At 72.1% G+C, this 15,863-nt stretch carries 15 protein-coding genes; 6 read left to right on the forward strand and 9 right to left on the reverse strand.

Features of this window, described 5'->3' with window-relative positions:
• Nucleotides 1-204 precede the first annotated feature (204 nt).
• Both ABD747_RS15850 and ABD747_RS15855 read right to left on the reverse strand, forming a co-directional pair.
• Entirely contained in the window at nt 205-1,092 is an 888-nt protein-coding gene (locus ABD747_RS15850; protein ID WP_344806256.1) for an alpha/beta fold hydrolase, read from the reverse strand.
• A complete protein-coding gene (locus ABD747_RS15855) occupies nt 1,089-1,850 on the reverse strand; it encodes a 3-hydroxybutyrate dehydrogenase (RefSeq protein ID WP_344806258.1) in 762 nt (253 codons plus the stop codon). The genes ABD747_RS15850 and ABD747_RS15855 overlap by 4 nt, the downstream gene beginning before the upstream one ends.
• A 56-nt stretch (nt 1,851-1,906) precedes the next feature.
• On the opposite strand from ABD747_RS15855, the gene ABD747_RS15860 reads away from it, so the two are divergent.
• A complete protein-coding gene (locus ABD747_RS15860; protein ID WP_344806260.1) occupies nt 1,907-2,959 on the forward strand; it encodes an alpha/beta fold hydrolase in 1,053 nt (350 codons plus the stop codon).
• A gap of 85 nt (nt 2,960-3,044) precedes the next feature.
• Here the strand turns inward: ABD747_RS15860 and ABD747_RS15865 are convergent, their stop codons facing one another.
• A complete protein-coding gene (locus ABD747_RS15865) occupies nt 3,045-4,169 on the reverse strand; it encodes an epoxide hydrolase family protein (RefSeq protein WP_344806262.1) in 1,125 nt (374 codons plus the stop codon).
• Between the two features lie 70 nt (nt 4,170-4,239).
• Between ABD747_RS15865 and ABD747_RS15870 the strand changes: the two genes are divergently transcribed.
• Complete coding sequence (locus ABD747_RS15870) at nt 4,240-5,205, forward strand: helix-turn-helix transcriptional regulator (RefSeq protein ID WP_344806265.1); 966 nt, start codon at nt 4,240-4,242, stop codon at nt 5,203-5,205.
• Between the two features lie 28 nt (nt 5,206-5,233).
• Here the strand turns inward: ABD747_RS15870 and ABD747_RS15875 are convergent, their stop codons facing one another.
• The 4 genes from ABD747_RS15875 to ABD747_RS15890 all read right to left on the reverse strand — a co-directional run bounded on the left by ABD747_RS15875 (nt 5,234) and on the right by ABD747_RS15890 (nt 7,770).
• Nucleotides 5,234-5,434 carry a hypothetical protein gene (locus ABD747_RS15875; protein ID WP_344806267.1) on the reverse strand — a complete coding sequence of 67 codons (201 nt, stop codon included), beginning with the start codon at nt 5,432-5,434 and terminating at the stop codon, nt 5,234-5,236.
• Between the two features lie 177 nt (nt 5,435-5,611).
• Nucleotides 5,612-6,364, reverse strand: a complete 753-nt coding sequence (locus ABD747_RS15880) for a DUF4386 family protein (RefSeq protein ID WP_344806269.1) — start codon at nt 6,362-6,364, stop codon at nt 5,612-5,614.
• A 57-nt stretch (nt 6,365-6,421) separates the two neighbouring features.
• Nucleotides 6,422-7,366 (reverse strand): NAD-dependent epimerase/dehydratase family protein, encoded by a 945-nt coding sequence (locus ABD747_RS15885; protein ID WP_344806272.1) that lies wholly within the window; start codon nt 7,364-7,366, stop codon nt 6,422-6,424.
• A complete protein-coding gene (locus tag ABD747_RS15890; RefSeq protein ID WP_344806274.1) occupies nt 7,363-7,770 on the reverse strand; it encodes a hypothetical protein in 408 nt (135 codons plus the stop codon). The genes ABD747_RS15885 and ABD747_RS15890 overlap by 4 nt, the downstream gene beginning before the upstream one ends.
• 122 nt (nt 7,771-7,892) lie before the next feature.
• On the opposite strand from ABD747_RS15890, the gene ABD747_RS15895 reads away from it, so the two are divergent.
• The 4 genes from ABD747_RS15895 to ABD747_RS15910 are packed head-to-tail and all read left to right on the forward strand — an operon-like array spanning nt 7,893 to nt 14,193.
• Nucleotides 7,893-8,864: an NAD-dependent epimerase/dehydratase family protein gene (locus tag ABD747_RS15895; RefSeq protein WP_344806276.1), complete on the forward strand. Its 972-nt coding sequence runs from the start codon at nt 7,893-7,895 to the stop codon at nt 8,862-8,864.
• 45 nt (nt 8,865-8,909) lie between these two features.
• The gene (locus ABD747_RS15900; protein WP_344806278.1) at nt 8,910-12,062 is read left to right on the forward strand and encodes a DEAD/DEAH box helicase; all 3,153 of its coding nucleotides are present in this window, start codon (nt 8,910-8,912) and stop codon (nt 12,060-12,062) included.
• On the forward strand, nt 12,062-12,970 hold the full coding sequence (locus ABD747_RS15905; RefSeq protein ID WP_344806280.1) for an SWIM zinc finger family protein: 909 nt from the start codon (nt 12,062-12,064) through the stop codon (nt 12,968-12,970). Before ABD747_RS15900 ends, ABD747_RS15905 begins: the two co-directional genes overlap by 1 nt.
• A 32-nt stretch (nt 12,971-13,002) precedes the next feature.
• A complete protein-coding gene (locus tag ABD747_RS15910; protein ID WP_344806282.1) occupies nt 13,003-14,193 on the forward strand; it encodes a cytochrome P450 in 1,191 nt (396 codons plus the stop codon).
• A 20-nt stretch (nt 14,194-14,213) separates the two neighbouring features.
• Here ABD747_RS15910 and ABD747_RS15915 read toward each other — a convergent pair whose 3' ends face one another.
• Nucleotides 14,214-14,735: a 2'-5' RNA ligase family protein gene (locus ABD747_RS15915; RefSeq protein WP_344806284.1), complete on the reverse strand. Its 522-nt coding sequence runs from the start codon at nt 14,733-14,735 to the stop codon at nt 14,214-14,216.
• A 16-nt stretch (nt 14,736-14,751) separates the two neighbouring features.
• Nucleotides 14,752-15,732, reverse strand: a complete 981-nt coding sequence (locus ABD747_RS15920; protein ID WP_425562549.1) for a heme o synthase — start codon at nt 15,730-15,732, stop codon at nt 14,752-14,754.
• Nucleotides 15,733-15,863: the final 131 nt, after the last annotated feature.

The raw sequence follows: 15,863 nt of genomic DNA on the forward strand, positions 1-15,863 counted from the left end.
GCGGGGTGTCCACCAGGGTCCTCGGTCCCTCAGGCCCAGGAAGCTGGTCGCAAACCGGCCGCGAGAGCCCGCCGCCGCCCGGGCAAGATCCCGCCTCCCCCGGCGAAACTGTGCAGCTATCGCAGTCGCGCTCGGCGTGTCGATGCAATACGCGCACAGTTTCCGCGCCCGGGGGGCCGGGGGCCCAGGAGTGGCCGGCGGAGCTCAGGGATGGGCGACGGCGCGGACGGCGGCGGCGACCCGGGCCACGCCGTCCGGGCGGAGCACCAGCGTGTAGTGGTTCAGGTCCGGCACGGTCTCCATCACCAGACCCGGCTCGGCGGCGGCCCAACGCTCCCGCTCGGCCGGCGGGTACAGCCCGGGCGGCTCGTTCATCAGCCCGCGGTCGACCAGCAGCAGCCGGGCCGGTCCAGCGAAGGCCCCGAACAGACCGCCGCCATCCGGCCGGACGAACTCGTCCGCGAGATCCTGCAGCGCCGACTCGGCCACTACCGACGACCTGAGCTCCGGCTCGTCGCCGACCAGGTCGTAGTCCAGATAGGTCTCGATCGCGGTGCCCCAGGCGGGGTCGAGCGCGGGGTGCGGGCGCCAGAACTCGCGGTACGCAGACCGGCTCGGGAACGTCCTCCGCAGCCGCGCCATCGCCGGCCCCAACCCCTGCTCCGCCACCGTCGCGAGGTCGAGCCCGGCCGGCAGCACCAGCGGCAATCCGCCGTCGATCAGCACCACACCGCGCACCAGATCCGGTCTGGTCCTGGCCACCTCGGTCACCACGAACCCGCCCATCGAGTGCCCGGCCAGTACCACCGGCCCCGCGTTGTCGATCGGGGCGTTCTCGATCAGGGCGATCACGTCCGCCGCGTGCCGGGCCATCCCCCACGGACCCGGCAGCACGCTGCTCCGGCCGCGGCCGCGGAGGTCCGGCGCCAGCACCCGGAACTCCGGCAGTGCCTCCGCCACGACGGCGAGGCTGAGATGGTTGGAGGTGATCCCGTGGATCAACACCACCGTCGGCGCACCCGGCGGACCCCAGCCGCCGACCGTCAGCTCGCCGCCGTCCACCGGCACCGTGAACCGTTCGTACGTGCTCACTGCGCCGTCCACCCGCCGTCCATCGTGTACGAGGCACCGTTCACCATCGCCGCGTCCGGGCCGGCCAGCCAGCCGACCAAGGAGGCGACCTCGTCCGGCTCGACCAGCCGCTTGATCGCGTTGTGGGCCAACATGATCGTCTCCACCACCGCGGACTCCTCGATCCCGTGGATCCGCGCCTGGTCGGCGATCTGCTTCTCCACCAGCGGCGTCCGGACGTAACCGGGATTGACGCAGTTGCTCGTCACCCCGTGCGGCCCACCCTCCAGCGCGGTCGTCTTGGACAGCCCCTCCAGCGCATGCTTGGCGGTCACGTACGCGGACTTGAACTCCGAGGCCCGCAGCCCGTGCACCGAGGAGATGTTGATCACCCGGCCGAAGCCGCGGTCGTACATCCCGGGCAGCGCGGCCCGGATCAGCCGGAACGGCGCCTCGACCATGATCATCAGGATCCGGTGGAACGCCTCCGGCTCGAACTCGGGGATCGGGCTGACCCGTTGGATACCGGCGTTGTTGACCAGTACGTCCACGTCGATCGTGCGCCCGTCCACCGTCCCCGGGTCGGAGAGGTCCACCACCCAGACGTCCCCGCCGATCTCGTCGGCCACCGCACGCGCACCGGCCGGATCGAGGTCCGCGATGGTCACGTGCGCGCCGAGCGAGGACAATCGGCGCGCGATCGCCGCCCCGATCCCGCTCGCGCCCCCGGTGACCAGCGCCGACCGTCCGGCCAGCGCCGCGATGTCGGAAGTTGTCATGATCGACATCTTGCCGCGCCGCCGAACTGCCGTGCCGGCTGGATACGATCCGGCCCGTGAGCACCGATCTGTTGCCGGGCATCGCCGCCCGGGCCGTCGAAACCTCCCGGCTGACCAGCAACGTGTTGTATCGCAGCGAGGTCGAACCGGGCGGGACCCCGCTCGTCTTCGTCCACGGCAACTGCTCGTCGGCGCTGTTCTGGCAGCCGCTGATGCTGTCGCTGCCGGCCGCGATCGACGCCTACGCTGTAGACCTGCGCGGCTTCGGCGACTCCGAGACCGCGCCGGTGAACGCGACCCGCGGGCTGTCCGACTTCAGCGACGATGTGGCCGAGGTGGTCGCCGCACTCGGGCTGGCGACTCCGCACCTGGTCGGCTGGAGCATGGGCGGCGGGGTCGTGATGCAGTACGCGCTGGACCATCCGGTGGCCGGCCTGACGCTGATCTCGCCGGTGTCGCCGTACGGCTTCGGCGGCACCGCGCTGGACGGGAGCCTGCTCACCCCCGACGCCGCCGGCACCGGCGGCGGCGGCGCGAACCCGGACTTCGTGGCCCGGCTGGAGTCCGGTGACCGCGGCGCGGACGCCCCCACCTCACCCCGCAACACCTATCTCGGGACGTACGTTAAACCGGGCTTCACCAGCCCCTTCGACGAGCTGTGGGTGACCTCGATGCTGAGCACCAAGACCGGCGTCGACAACTACCCCGGCGACAGCGTCGGCAGCGAGAACTGGCCCGGCTTCGCTCCCGGCACCCGTGGTGTGCTGAACACGATGGCGCCGACGAACCTGAACCTGACCGGGCTGGTCGACCTCGAGCCGAAGCCACCGATCCTGTGGATCCACGGCGTCGACGACGTGATCGTCTCCGACACCTCGCTGTTCGACCTGAACTACCTCGGCCAGCTCGGCGTGATTCCCGGCTGGCCGGGGCCCGACGTGGCCCCGCCGCAACCGATGGTCAGCCAGACCCGCGCTGTCTTCGAGCGGTACGTCCTCGCCGGTGGATCGTACGAGGAGATCGCCGTCGAAAACTGCGGGCACTCCGCCCATCTCGAGCATCCCGACGCCGTGCGGACCGCGTTGCTGGACCTGCTGGCCCGAGTCTGAGCCCGCCCAGCCGCCCGGATCGGAACAGCGGAGTAGATCCTCGGTCGAGTAACCCGAAGGATCTACTCCACTGTCGGCAGACCTATCAGAAGAACGTCCGCAGATCGCCGACCAGCACGTCCGGCGCCTCCAGCGCGGCGTAGTGGCCGCCGCCGTCGAGCTCGGACCAGTGCACGATGTTGGCGTTGTCCCGCTCGGCCAGCGGCCGGATGGTCTGGAAGTCGTGGGCGAAGACGGCCACCCCGATCCGGCCCGTGCTGACGGTTGGCTCGGCACCGGAGTGCGCCTCCGCGTAGTGGTATCGCACGGCTGTGGCGGAGGTGTTGGTCAGCCAGTACAGCGACACCTGGGTCAGCACCTGCTCCTCGCTCACCCGGCTGGTGCCGTTGCCGAAGCTCTCGAACAACTCGTTGTAGGCCAGCTGGCCGACCGGTGAGTCCGACAATGCGGCGGCGATCGTCTGTGGCCGAGTGCCGTTCATCTGGTTGTAGCCGGCCACCGACGCGAACCAGCCGGCGAACTCGAGCGCGGCGTACTCCTTCGGTCCGAAGGCCTCGAACTCGCTCGGGTCGCCCGACGGGAACGAGAACAGCTGCAGCACGTGCGCGCCCAGGAACCCGGGCGGGTCCAGCACGGCCAGCTCGCGCCCGACCATCGCGCCGCCGTCGCTGCCGTGGATCCCGTAACTGTCGTAGCCCAGCCGCCGCATCAGCGCGTCGTACGTCCGCGCGACCTTCGCCATCGTCCAGCCGTCGCCGACCAACGGCGTACTGAAGCCGAAGCCCGGCATCGACGGGATCACCAGGTGGAACGCGTCCTCGGCCCGGCCGCCGTGCGCGACCGGGTTCACCAGCGGGTCGATCAGCTCGATGAACTCGACGAAGGAGCCGGGGTAGGTATGGGCGAGCAGCAGCGGGGTCGCCTCGGGCTCGGCGGAGCGCACGTGCACGAAGTGGACGGTCTGACCGTCGATCTCGGTGACGAAGTTGGGCACGGCGTTCATCCGCGCCTCCTGGGCGCGCCAGTCGAAGCGTTGCCAGGCGGCCACCATCCGGCGCAGGTACGAGACCGGGGTGCCGTAGTCCCAGCTGTCGGCGGGCGCCTCCGCCGGGAAGCGGGTGTGCTCGAGCCGGTGGTGGAGGTCGTCGAGAGCGTCCTGCGGGACGGCGATGGTGAAGGGGCGGATGGTGCCGGTCTCGGTGTTCGTCATGTCTCGACGGTAGGGTGCAATTAGGTACGTTTCCTTCCGCATTAGAGCGACGATCTCGAGGAAGTTGTCGATGCAGAGCACCTCCGGCCGCCTGCTCGCCCTGCTGGGCCTGCTGCAGTCGCGCGCGCACTGGACCGGCGCGGAGCTGGCCGAGCGACTCGGCGTCACCCCGCGAACGGTGCGCAACGACATCGACCGGCTGCGCGAACTGGACTATCCGGTGGAGGCGGTCCGGGGGCCCGCCGGGCACTACCGGCTCGGCGTCGGCGCCAAGATGCCCCCGCTGCTGCTGGACGACGAGGAGGCGGTCGCCGTCGCGGTCGGCCTGCGCGCCATCACCGGGATGGCCGGGGTCGAGGAGACCGGCGCTCGTGCGCTGGCCAAGCTGGAGGCGGTGCTCCCGCACCGGCTGCGGCGCCAGGTCGCCACCGTCCGCGAGGCGGTGCAGACCGGACCGGAGAACACCGGCAGCAACGCGCCCGACCCGGAGGTAACACCCGGCACGCTGCTGGCCGTGGCGGCGGCGATCCGGGACCACGAGGAGCTCCGGCTGATCTACCGAGCGGACGAGCGGCTGCAGGTCGAGCCGTACCGCCTGGTCAGCTGGCAGCGCCGCTGGTACGTCGTGGCCCGGGACCCGCGAACGGGATCGTGGCAGAGCCTCCGGCTGGACTGGATCGAGCCGCGGACGCCGGGCGGCCGGCGGTTCACGCCGACCGAGCTCCCCGGCGGCGACTACCCCGGCTTCGTGCTGCGGACGACCGCAGCGGCCGGCTGGAGCGTGCACGCGCGGATCACCGTGGCGGCGCCCGCCGACGAGGTGCTGCGCCGGATCAACCCGACGGTGGGCGTGGTCGAGGCGATCGACGACGCGACCTGCGTCCTGGTCACCGGCGCGGACAGCGTCGAGACGGTCGCCGCCTACATCGGCATGCTCGGGCTGGACTTCAGCGTCACCGAGCCGGCCGAGCTGGTCGAGGCATTACGGGTCGTCTCGGACCGCTATGCGCGCGCGATCCGCGCGGCACCGGAGTAGGCCACCGACGCGAGCCCGATCTGGAGCGCTACGTCTCGGTCGGGTGCTTGGCCTGCCCGGTCGCGTGCGCCTTGTCCAGACCGTCGGTGGACAGGGCGCCGAGCTCGGGAAGCCCCATCCGGTGGCTGGCCGTGGCCCGCTGACGGCGTGCCCGCAGCACGAACACGGTCACGACGACCGCGATCACGACCACGGCGACGACGATCCAGACGATCGCTGCTGTGCTCATCCTCGATTGCCTCCAGTTCGGTTGGTAGGCACAGTCCGAGAGTCACCCAAGCGCGCCGCCGAGCAGTCTCGGGGGCTGTGGTCTATAGCTCAACTATTCGTCGCCGAGCCGGTCCGCTCAACACCTGCGCCGGTTGGGATCGATTCGTTACCAGCCGGAGTCGCCCCCCAGGCCCGATCAGGCGGTCGCAGCCCGCCGACCGCGGATCAAGATCACGGCGACCGCGAGCAACCAGAGACACCACACCACGTACCCGGCGAAGTTGCTCAGGCTGGCCGCCGCCACGACCGGGATGACGACGCCGGTGGCGATCAGCACGGCCGCCGCGACACCGGTCACGGCCAGCCATCGCGGCAGGCCGAGCCGGCGCAGCGCGACGACGACCAGCACGGTGAAGGTGGCCGTCAACGCGTAGCCGAGCGTCTCGCCGATCGCCTTGCCCAAAATGGTGTGCCACCGGCTGAAGCTCTCGACCGCGGCCGCGTGCCGGGCCGGGTCGAGCGCGGCCGCGCTGATCCCCGGGACGATGGTCAGCCAGCGCTGCAGGCCGACCACCTGGACCAGAGCCGCCGCGACACCGACGACCGCGACCGCCCGACCCAGCCGCCCTGCCGCCAGCCGGCCGATCCAGATCCCGGCGGGCGCCATCAGCCCGGCGCTGACGGCCAGCACGCCGAACCAGAACATCACCGCGCCCTGGTGTGCCCGATACAGGGCGAGGATGTCGTCGACCGGCTCGGCCAGGATCTGTGGGTACTGGAAGATCGAGCCGAGCGCGGTGAATCCGGCGATGGCCAGCAGGGCGGCCAGGCCGAGCGCGCCGCCGGCGAGGCGCGCGTCGCGGCGCGCGGTGGAGTCCCGGGTCGCGCCGGGGAAGTTCGTGCTGATCGTGGTGTCCGAGCCCGGGGTCTGGGCGTTTCGGCTGGTCATGGCTGCTCCTCGAGTGTGATCGGTGGTTCGGGTTGGTCGGTGTTTCGGGTTCGTGCGTTAGGGGACGGGCACGGTGGCGCGGTCCCGGTACCAGGCGACGGTGTGGGCCAGGGCGTCCGCCATCGGGGTGGCCAGGTTCCCGAAAGCACGCCGGAACTTGGTGTCGTCGACGACCCACGGTTCGCTGAACTGGTAGAGCGTGTGCAGGTATTCGCGCAGCTCCGGCCTGACCAGCCCGAGCACACGCAGAGCGGTACGTCCGGCGGCGAGCAGCCGCGGTCGGTGTCCGGCCAGGTCGTAGACCTGCTCGACGACGCTCCGGGTGGTGAGCGCCGGTGCGACCGGAAGGTGCCAGACCTGACCGGTGGCCCCGGCTGCGCCGCCCAACGCGATCAGCGCAGCCGCGACGTCGGGGGTGTGGGAGTAGCTGTGCGGCTGGTCCGGATCGCCCATCAGCTGGGCGGTCGCGCCCCGGACGGCCGAGCCGAAGATCGCCTCGCCCAGGGCCGACTGAGTCGTACCCGGACCGAAGTAGTCCGACGCGCGACCGATGGCCACCTCGACCCGGCCGGCCCGCTGGGCGCCGAGCAGCTCGCGGGTCATCGCCGCCCGGGTGGCCGCCTTGGCCGAGGTCGGGTTGTCCGCCGCGGTCTCGACCAGCGGGCGACCGTGGGACGGGCCGTACGCGTACAGGTTGTCCAGCACCACGAGCCGGGCACCGGCCGCCGCGGCGCCGGCGAGCACGCCGCGCTGCAGCGGCGGGAACTCCTCGGCCCACCGGTCGTAGCGAGAGGCGTTCAGGCAGAAGTAGACGATGTCGGCGTTCCGGCAGAGCTCGGTGGTGGCGACCGGATCCGTGGCGTCGGCGGCGACGACCCGGGCGCCGGGCAGGTCGCCGCGTCCGGTTCGGTTGACGGCGATCACCTGCTCCCCTGCCCGGACGAGCAGCTCGACCAGGGTGCGGCCGACCTGGCCGGTGCCGAACACGACGTGGTGACTCACGACATACTCCTTTCTGGGTTGACGAAACGGCGGGATGGCGACGCGGAGTGCCTCGCGGCCAGCCAGGCCGCCGGCACCTGATCGGGGTACGCGGCCAGGTGCTCGCGCACCAGCACGTCGAACAGGTCGTGGTCGCCACGGAGGAACGCGTCGGCCAGCGCGACGAGCTGGCGGTCGCGGGCAGCGCCCGCGGCGGCGGCTCCCCGATCGAGGTACCCCCGCTCGCCCGACAGCACGGCCGCGACCACCAGCACGCCGGGATCGGCCGAGGTCGGCGCCGCGGCGAGCACGGCGTCGACGGCATCGAGGTCGCCGGCGATCACCCGAGCGACGAGCTCGCGGGACGACTCCGACCGTCCGGCATCATCCGCGACGGCGGCGGGGCGAGGATCTCGGCTGGGCACGCGACGACGGTCCCGCACAGCGCTGACGACGCGCTGACGGCGACTGACGACGGGTGGCACGACGACCGGGCCGCCGGTCCGGACCGCGTTCAGCTGTCGGGCGCACGGTTAGTGTCGGGGTCATGCGCATCGTGGTGATCGGCGGCAGCGGGCACGTCGGCAGCTTCCTGGTTCCCCGGTTGGTCCGCGCCGGCCATCAGGTGGTCGCCCTGAGCCGCGGTGCCCGCGCGCCGTACGTCGACGACGAGGCCTGGTCCGACGTCGAGCAGGTCGTGGTCGACCGGGAGGCCGAGGACGAGGCCGGGACGTTCGGGCCGAGAGTCGCGGCGCTCGAGGCCGACGCCGTGGTGGACATGATCTGCTTCACGCCGGCCTCGGCCACCGCCCTGGTGGAGGCCCTCCGCGGACACACCGGGCACCTGCTGCACTGCGGCACGATCTGGCGCTACGGACCGAGCGTCAAGCTCCCGATGCGCGAGGACGACGGCTCACCGCCGTTTGGTGCGTACGGCACGCAGAAGGCCGCCATCGCCGAGCTGCTCGAGGCCGAGACCCGGACCGGCGGCCTGGTCTCGACCGTGCTCCAGCCCGGGCACATCAGCGGTCCGGGCTGGGTGCCGATCGGCCCGCTCGGCAATCTCGACCCGAGGGTCTGGTACGCGCTCTCCGCCGGCGAGGAGATCGCCGTTCCCGGTCTGGGCGTCGAGCTGATGCACCACGTTCACGCCGACGACGTCGCGCAGGCGTTCCAGCTCGCCGTCGAGAACCGGGCTGCGGCGGCCGGTCAGTCGTTCAACGTGGTGGCGCCGTCGGCCCTCACCGTCCGCGGCTATCTGGCCATCGCCGCCGGCTGGTTCGGGCGCACCGCACGGACCCGGTCGGTCAGCTGGCCGGAGTTCCGGGCGGGCACCACGCCCGAGTTCGCCGACTCCAGCTGGGAACATCTGGCGCGCAGCCAGTTCGCCTCGATCGAGAAGGCACGCAGCCTGCTCGGCTACCGGCCCGCCTTCGAGCCGGACGCGGCGGCCCTGTCCGGTATCCGCTGGCTGATCGACCACGACCGGCTCGAGGTAGCCGCACCGCTGGTCGGCTAGCCGGCCACAACACCGGACGCTGCGGCTAGGCTTCCCGTCTGCCCGGTGCCGGGATCCGACAGTGCCGGGTCCGGCCGGGCGCCGCGCGACGCTTTGGAGCAAAGGAAGGTCGGGGCAACCGTGGAGGTGCTGCACGCCTGCTGGCTGGGCGCCTCCGCGGGGGCGGTGGGCCGGATCGGCGTCTGGGCGGAGGACTCCGCGAAGCCGGCGGCTGCGCCGGCGGGCCGCGGGCGGCCGCCGCGGCTCCGCGACCATCCGTACGCGCTCGACCGCGACGTGCTCCGCGCCCGGCTGCCCGCGGCCGTCGACGCGACAGCGCACGATCTTGGTCTCCGGCTGCCGACCCGGGCCGGCGGGCCGCTGCCCTCCCCCGAGCTGATCCGAGAGACGCTGCCGCCCGAAACCGGCGCGTTGCGGACGGCGGACTGGCGCATTCCCGCGCTCGCGATCGACATCGACGATGCCCTCCGACTGATCGGTGGGATTCCGGTCCCGGGCGGTATCGGTGCGGACGGTCCGTCCGCCGCGAGCGAGCTCCGCTCCTTCGACGCGCTCGGCGCATCGGTCCGCCATCTGCTCGACCTGGCCGACTTCGCTGCCGACCTGGTCCGGCGCGGCCGGCTGCTGCCGACGCTGCTGACCGATCCTCCGGCGGCCGTCTGGCGGCCGGTGCTGACCGGTCGCGACGCGGCCTGGACCCGCGTTCTCGCGGCGGCGAGCCCGCCGGCGCTGCTGGCCGCGGGCGGCGACCGGACCGCGTGGGCCGACCTGCTCGACGCGCTGGTCGACGCCGGCGCCCGGGTCCTCCTCGGCCGGCACTCGCTCTCCGTGGGCCCGCGCTCCGAACGCGCCGCGGTCGGCGCCTGGCTGGCCGGCCTGAGCGGCCGGGAACGGTCGCTCGACCTCGCTCCGGCGGAGGCGGCCGAGCTCGAGGCGCAGCTCGCCGACTGGCAGCGCGACGCCCTCGGTGGCGACGTACGCGCGTGTTTCCGGCTGGCGGAGCCGGCCGCCGAGGCCGACGAGTGGCAGCTCCAGCTCGGCCTGCAGGACGTCGAGGAGCCCACGTCCGTGGTGGACGCGACAGCGATCTGGACCTCGCGCGGCGATGCCCTGCCCGGCCTGGGCCGCCCGCTGGACGCGCCGCAGGAGACGTTCCTCGCCGAGCTGGGCAAGGCGGCCCGGCTGTATCCGGCGCTGGACCGCGCGCTTCGGGTCGCGCGTCCCGACGTGCTGGTGCTCGACACCGGCGGCGCCCACGACTTCCTGCGCGACGCGGCGCCCACCCTGTCGACCGCGGGCTTTGGCGTCCAGCTGCCGGGGTGGTGGAGCAATCCGGCGTCGCGGCTCGGGCTCAAGATCACCGCCTCCACGCCGAGCCAGCCCGGCATGGTGGAGGTCGGCTCGGCCCTCGGTGCGAACGCGCTGGCCGGCTTCCGCTACGACCTCGCCGTCGGCGACGCCGTGCTCACCGCCGAGGAACTGGCCGAGCTGACCGCCGCCAAGTCGCCGTTGGTGCGGCTGCGCGGGCAGTGGATCGAGCTGGACGCCAAGCGGCTGGCCGCCGGTCTGCGGTTCGCCGGCCGGACCGAGCAGGCGAGCATCGGCGACCTGCTCCGGCTCGGCCTCGGCACGGCGGTGGACGACGACGAGCTCCCGGTCACCGAACTCGCCGCCGACGGCTGGCTCGGCGAGCTGCTCTCCGGCGACGCCGTCCGCCGGCTCGAGCCGGTCGAGCCACCGGTGTCGTTCACCGGCACGCTGCGGCCCTATCAGGCCAGAGGCCTGTCCTGGCTGGACTTCCTGGATCGCGCCGGGCTGGGCGGCGTCCTCGCCGACGACATGGGGTTGGGCAAGACGGTCCAGCTGCTGGCCCTGCTGTCGGCCGACCTCGGCCGGCCGGCCGGCGCCGAGCCGCGGCCCAGCCTGCTGATCTGCCCGATGTCGCTGGTCGGCAACTGGCAACGCGAGGCCGCCCGGTTCACTCCGGAGCTGCGGGTACACGTGCACCACGGCGCCGAGCGGGCACGGGGCAAGGCGTTCACCGCCGCCGTCGAGGCCAGCGACCTGGTGATCACGACGTACGCCCTCGCGGCCCGCGACGCCGCCGCGCTGCGCGCGGTCGGCTGGCGCCGGGTCGTGGTCGACGAGGCCCAGGCGATCAAGAACGCCGCCACCAAGCAGTCCACCGCGATCCGCTCGATCCCTGCCCGGACACGGATCGCGGTGACCGGCACGCCGGTGGAGAACAGGCTCGCCGACCTCTGGTCGATCCTGGAGTTCGCCAATCCGGGCCTGCTCGGCACGGCGACGGGGTTCAAGAAGCGTTATGCCGAACCGATCGAGCGGCATGGCGACGATGAGGCGGCGGAGCGGCTGCGGACGTACACCGCGCCGTTCATGCTGCGCCGGGTGAAGACCGATTCCTCGATCATCTCCGACCTTCCCGACAAGCTCGAGATGGACGTGGTCTGCAACCTGACCGCCGAGCAGGCCGCGCTGTACCAGGCCGTCGTCGACGACATGGTGGACAAGATCGAGAAGTCGGAGGGGATCGAGCGTCGCGGGCTGGTGCTGGCGACCATGACCAAGCTCAAGCAGGTGTGCAACCACCCGTCCCAGTTCCTCCGCGACGGCGGCCGGCTGCCGGGGCGCTCTGGCAAGCTCGAACGTCTCGACGAGATCCTGACCGAGGTGCTCGCCGCGGACGAGCGGGCCCTGCTGTTCACCCAGTACGCCGAGTTCGGCGCCATGCTGCGCGGCCACCTGAGCGCCCGGTTCGGTCGGGAGGTGCTGTTCCTGCACGGCGGCGTCGGCAAACCGGCGCGGGACAAGCTGGTGGCCCGCTTCCAGTCCGACGACCGATGGGCCCCGCCGCTGTTCGTGCTGTCGCTCAAGGCCGGCGGCACCGGGCTCACCCTGACCGCGGCCAACCACGTCGTGCACGTCGACCGCTGGTGGAATCCCGCCGTCGAGGACCAGGCCACCGACCGGGCGTTCCGGATCGGGCAACGACGCTCCGTGCAGGTGCGAAAGTTCGTCTGCGCGGGCACGGTCGAGGAGAAGGTCGCCGCCATGATCAACACCAAGCGCGGCCTCGCGGCGAAGATCGTCGGCACCGGTGAGCAGTGGCTGACCGAGCTGTCGACCGACGACCTCGCCGCGCTCTTGCGGCTCGAAACCGGAGCGGTGGTGGAGTGATGGCGCGACGCTTCGACGACCGGGAACGGTGGTACCCGCCGTCCAAGCCGCGCAAGGTCACCGGCGGGCTGAAGGCGAGGACGCCACGCGGCGCCATCGGCAGCACCTGGTGGTCGCAACGGTTCGTCGCCGTGCTGGAGTCGTTCGCCCTCGGCAGCCGGCTGACCCGGGGCAGGACGTACGCCCGGCAGGGTCAGGTGCTGTCCCTGGAGGTCGGCTCCGGCCTGGTCCGATCGCGGGTGCAGGGTTCGCGCGCCCAGCCGTACGAGGTGCGGATCGGGCTGGCACCGTTCGGCGAGCTGGTCTGGGCCAAGGCTGAGATCGCGCTGTCCGAGCAGGCCCTGCCGGCGGCGAAGCTGCTGGCCGGCGAGGTGCCACCGGAGCTGGAGGAGATCTTCGCCGCGGCCGGGTCTCCGCTGTTTCCCGGCAGCGTGGAGGAACTGGAGCAGGACTGCAGCTGTCCCGACTGGGGACTGCCCTGCAAGCATCTCGCCGCCACGTTCTATCTGCTGGCCGAGGCGTTCGACGACGACCCGTTCCTGATCCTGCGCTGGCGGGGACGCGAACGCGACCAGCTGCTGAGCCGGCTGCGCGAGCTCCGCGGCGATCGGTCCGGCACGCCGAGCGGGGACGAGCCGACGACCGGGTCGCCGCGAGCCGCGATCGGCACCGCGATGGCGCTGGACACCCCGATCGAGCCCACCGCTGCCGAGGCGGTGTCGATCGACGGCGAGCGGTTCTGGCAGCCGCCACCGGCCCTGCCGCAACCGCCACCCACGCTCAGTGTGGACCCCTGCCTGATCCTGCGGCAGCTCCCGACCCCGTCCGGCGGGCTCGGCGGTGACCGGTTGGTCGTTGCGCTGCGCGAGGCGTACGACCGGTTCGCGGCCGATCGCGGTGAGGGCTGACCGGTTCAGGGCGAGGAGCGGAGACTGGGCGCATGACGCAGCGGTGTCCCGTGCGCAAGCTGGTGCCGGCCGAGCGGGAGGACGGGCCGGCGCTGGAGCGGATCGAGCGGAACGGGGAGACGACCTGGGTGATCCGGTCCTTCGAGCTCGCCCGGCAGCTCCTGCGGCAGCCGGACAGCACCCGGCAGGCGGGGTTCGGCGCGGACCAGATCTTCCAGCCGAGCAAGGGCATGCGGCCGCCGATCCTCTACCTGGAGGGTGAGCAGCACCGGCTGCAGCGGCGGGCGTCGGCCAGGTTCTTCGCGCCGGCGGTCGTGGAGGGTTACCGGCCGATGATGGAGGAACTGGCCGACCGGCTCGTCGGCCGGCTGCGCGCCGACAAGCCGCTCGATCTGAGCACGCTGAGCATGCCGATGGCGGTACAGGTCGCCGCGCGGGTGATCGGTTTGACCAACTCCTCCATGGCCGGGATGAGCCGCCGACTCGGAGCGTTCTTCGACGGCGATCCGCTGGCCACCGGGCGCAGTCCCGCGGCACTGTTCCGCGCCGCGCAGGTGGGCACCCGGACCGTGCGGTTCTACTACCTGGACGTGAAACCGGCGATCCGGGCGCGGCGTCGAGTGCGCCGAGACGACCTCATCAGTCAACTGATCGACCTCGGCTTCACCGATCTCGAGCTGCTGACCGAGTGCGTGACCTATGCCGCGGCGGGCATGGCCACCACCCGCGAGCTGATCATGCTCGCCGCCTGGCACCTGCTCGACGACACCGCACTCCTCGCTCACTATCGGGCCGCCGACGTGCAGGCGCGCCGCTCCCTGCTGGAGGAACTGCTCCGGGTCGAGCCCGTCGTCGGCTACCTCCGGCGACGCACCGGCCGACCGGTCACGCTGGACGGACCCGACGGACCGGTCACCATCGAGGCCCGAACCGCGATCGACGTACGCCTGCGGCAGGTCAACGCCGACCCCGACATCGTCGGCGACGACGCGACGACGATCTGCCCGGGACGGACCCTCCCCCGCTCGGTGCCACCCGTCGTGATGAGCTTCGGCGACGGCCACCACCGCTGCCCCGGCGGACCACTCGCGATCATGGAGACCGAGATCTTCCTCAGCCGGCTCTTCACCCGCGACCTCGTCGCGGACGGCCCGCCCCGAGTCCGGTGGAACCGGGTGTCGCAGGGCTACGACCTCGACCGGTTCATGATCCGTCTGGCCTGAACCGCCGGCCCCAGGAAGCATCAGAGCAACCAGGCAGTCTTCCGGGTGCCGTCCCACCGGCGGCACCCGGTGACCCGGGCGAGCACCGGTGTGTCGGCGGTCCGGCCCAACGTCGTCAGCATCGCCCCGAGCCGATCGGGCGGCACCCGACGGGCCAGGGTCACGTGCGGGCTCCAGCGGCCGGGCCCGAACTGGCCCGCCGAGTCGGCGCCGCACGCCTGCGCCACCCGGGCCTGCAACTCCAGCAGCGGGATCGAGGCGGTCATCTGGCGGACCAGAATGCACCGCCCGCGGCGGGGACCGAACAGCATCAGCGCGCCGATCTGCAGCTCGAGGTCGAGTTCGGCGACTAGACCCGGAAGGGCCGCTTCGGCGGCCTCCGGCACCGCGTCGGCAGCGAACAGCGTCACATGTGGGCGATGGTTTTCGTCGGCTCCGGTACGCCGTTCGCTGGGCATGCCGGCATCGGCGAGCAGGTTCCACTGCCGACGTACGGCCTCCTCGGCCCGCCCGTCCAGCAGCAGTTCGATCGACTGCGCCACCGCGAACCGGCCGGGCTCAGCGGAGCAACGGGTCGACCGCGGCGGCGACGAAGACCAGCGCCAGGTAGGAGTTCGACCAGTGGAACAGCCGCATCGGCTTCAGCGCGGCATCGGTCAGCCCGGCCCGGGCCCGCCGGAGCAACTGGATCGACTCCGCGATCAGCACCGCCCCCGCGACGGCGGCCACGACCGGATAGAGCCAGCCGGTGTCGGCTACCGGCCAGAGCGTCAGCGAGACCGCCACCGTCACCACGGAGTAGATCAGGATCCGCCACGCGACCGCTGGCGCTTCCTTCACCACCGGCAGCATCGGTACGTCCGCCGCGGCGTAGTCCTCCCGATAGCGGAAGGCCAGCGCCCAGGTGTGCGGCGGGGTCCAGAAGAAGACGATGGCGAACAGGATGAACGGCGCCAGCGCCAGCGAACCGGTCACCGCGGTCCAGCCGATCAGCGGCGGGAAGCAGCCCGCGATGCCGCCCCAGACGATGTTCTGGGAGCTGCGGCGCTTCAGCCAGAGGGTGTAGACGAAGACGTAGAACGCGTTCGCCGCCAGCGCCAACCCGGCCGACAGCCAGTTGACGAACAGCCCGAGCCACAACGTTGCCAGCACGCCGAGCGCGACGCCGAAGACGGTCGCCGCCCGCGGTCCGACCAGATGCCGGGGCAGCGGACGGCGCCGGGTGCGGCGCATCCGCTCGTCGATGTCGCGGTCGAGCACGGAGTTGAACACGTTCGCGCTGGCCGCGGCGAAGCAGCCGCCGATCATGGTGTTCAGCACCAGCAGCAGCGAGGGCACCCCGCCCGCGGCCAGGAACATCGCCGGCACGGTGGTGACCAGGAGCAGTTCGATGATCCGCGGCTTGGTCAGCCCGAAGTACGCCGAGACGACGTCGCGCATCCGAGCCCCGGCGGCCGTCGCCTCCGCGGCCGCAAGGGCCGGCAGCGAGCGGTCGGCCGATGCATCGCCCACCCGGTCCGCGGACACGGGACCGGACATGTCGATGCTCGTCACGACAGGTGAGTCTATGGCCCCGACCGCCGCGGGGGTCAAAGTGCCACTTCGATAGGCTCGCGATATCGCCGCGAGGCAGCACCATGCGCCGGCGACCACGTGCCTGCGAGAGCGGA

Origin of the sequence: Microlunatus ginsengisoli (assembly GCF_039537205.1) — a bacterium.
In the GTDB taxonomy this organism is placed as follows: domain Bacteria; phylum Actinomycetota; class Actinomycetes; order Propionibacteriales; family Propionibacteriaceae; genus Microlunatus; species Microlunatus ginsengisoli.

Bases quoted from the DNA above. Each gene is read 5' to 3' on its own strand.
- ABD747_RS15880 (WP_344806269.1), bottom strand. From the start codon at position 6,364: ATGACCAGCCGAAACGCCCAGACCCCGGGCTCGGACACCACGATCAGC.
- ABD747_RS15905 (WP_344806280.1), top strand. From the start codon at position 12,062: ATGGCGCGACGCTTCGACGACCGGGAACGGTGGTACCCGCCGTCCAAG.
- ABD747_RS15870 (WP_344806265.1), top strand. From the start codon at position 4,240: ATGCAGAGCACCTCCGGCCGCCTGCTCGCCCTGCTGGGCCTGCTGCAG.
- ABD747_RS15875 (WP_344806267.1), bottom strand. From the start codon at position 5,434: ATGAGCACAGCAGCGATCGTCTGGATCGTCGTCGCCGTGGTCGTGATC.
- ABD747_RS15865 (WP_344806262.1), bottom strand. From the start codon at position 4,169: ATGACGAACACCGAGACCGGCACCATCCGCCCCTTCACCATCGCCGTC.
- ABD747_RS15920 (WP_425562549.1), bottom strand. From the start codon at position 15,732: ATGTCCGGTCCCGTGTCCGCGGACCGGGTGGGCGATGCATCGGCCGAC.
- ABD747_RS15910 (WP_344806282.1), top strand. From the start codon at position 13,003: ATGACGCAGCGGTGTCCCGTGCGCAAGCTGGTGCCGGCCGAGCGGGAG.
- ABD747_RS15855 (WP_344806258.1), bottom strand. From the start codon at position 1,850: ATGACAACTTCCGACATCGCGGCGCTGGCCGGACGGTCGGCGCTGGTC.
- ABD747_RS15895 (WP_344806276.1), top strand. From the start codon at position 7,893: ATGCGCATCGTGGTGATCGGCGGCAGCGGGCACGTCGGCAGCTTCCTG.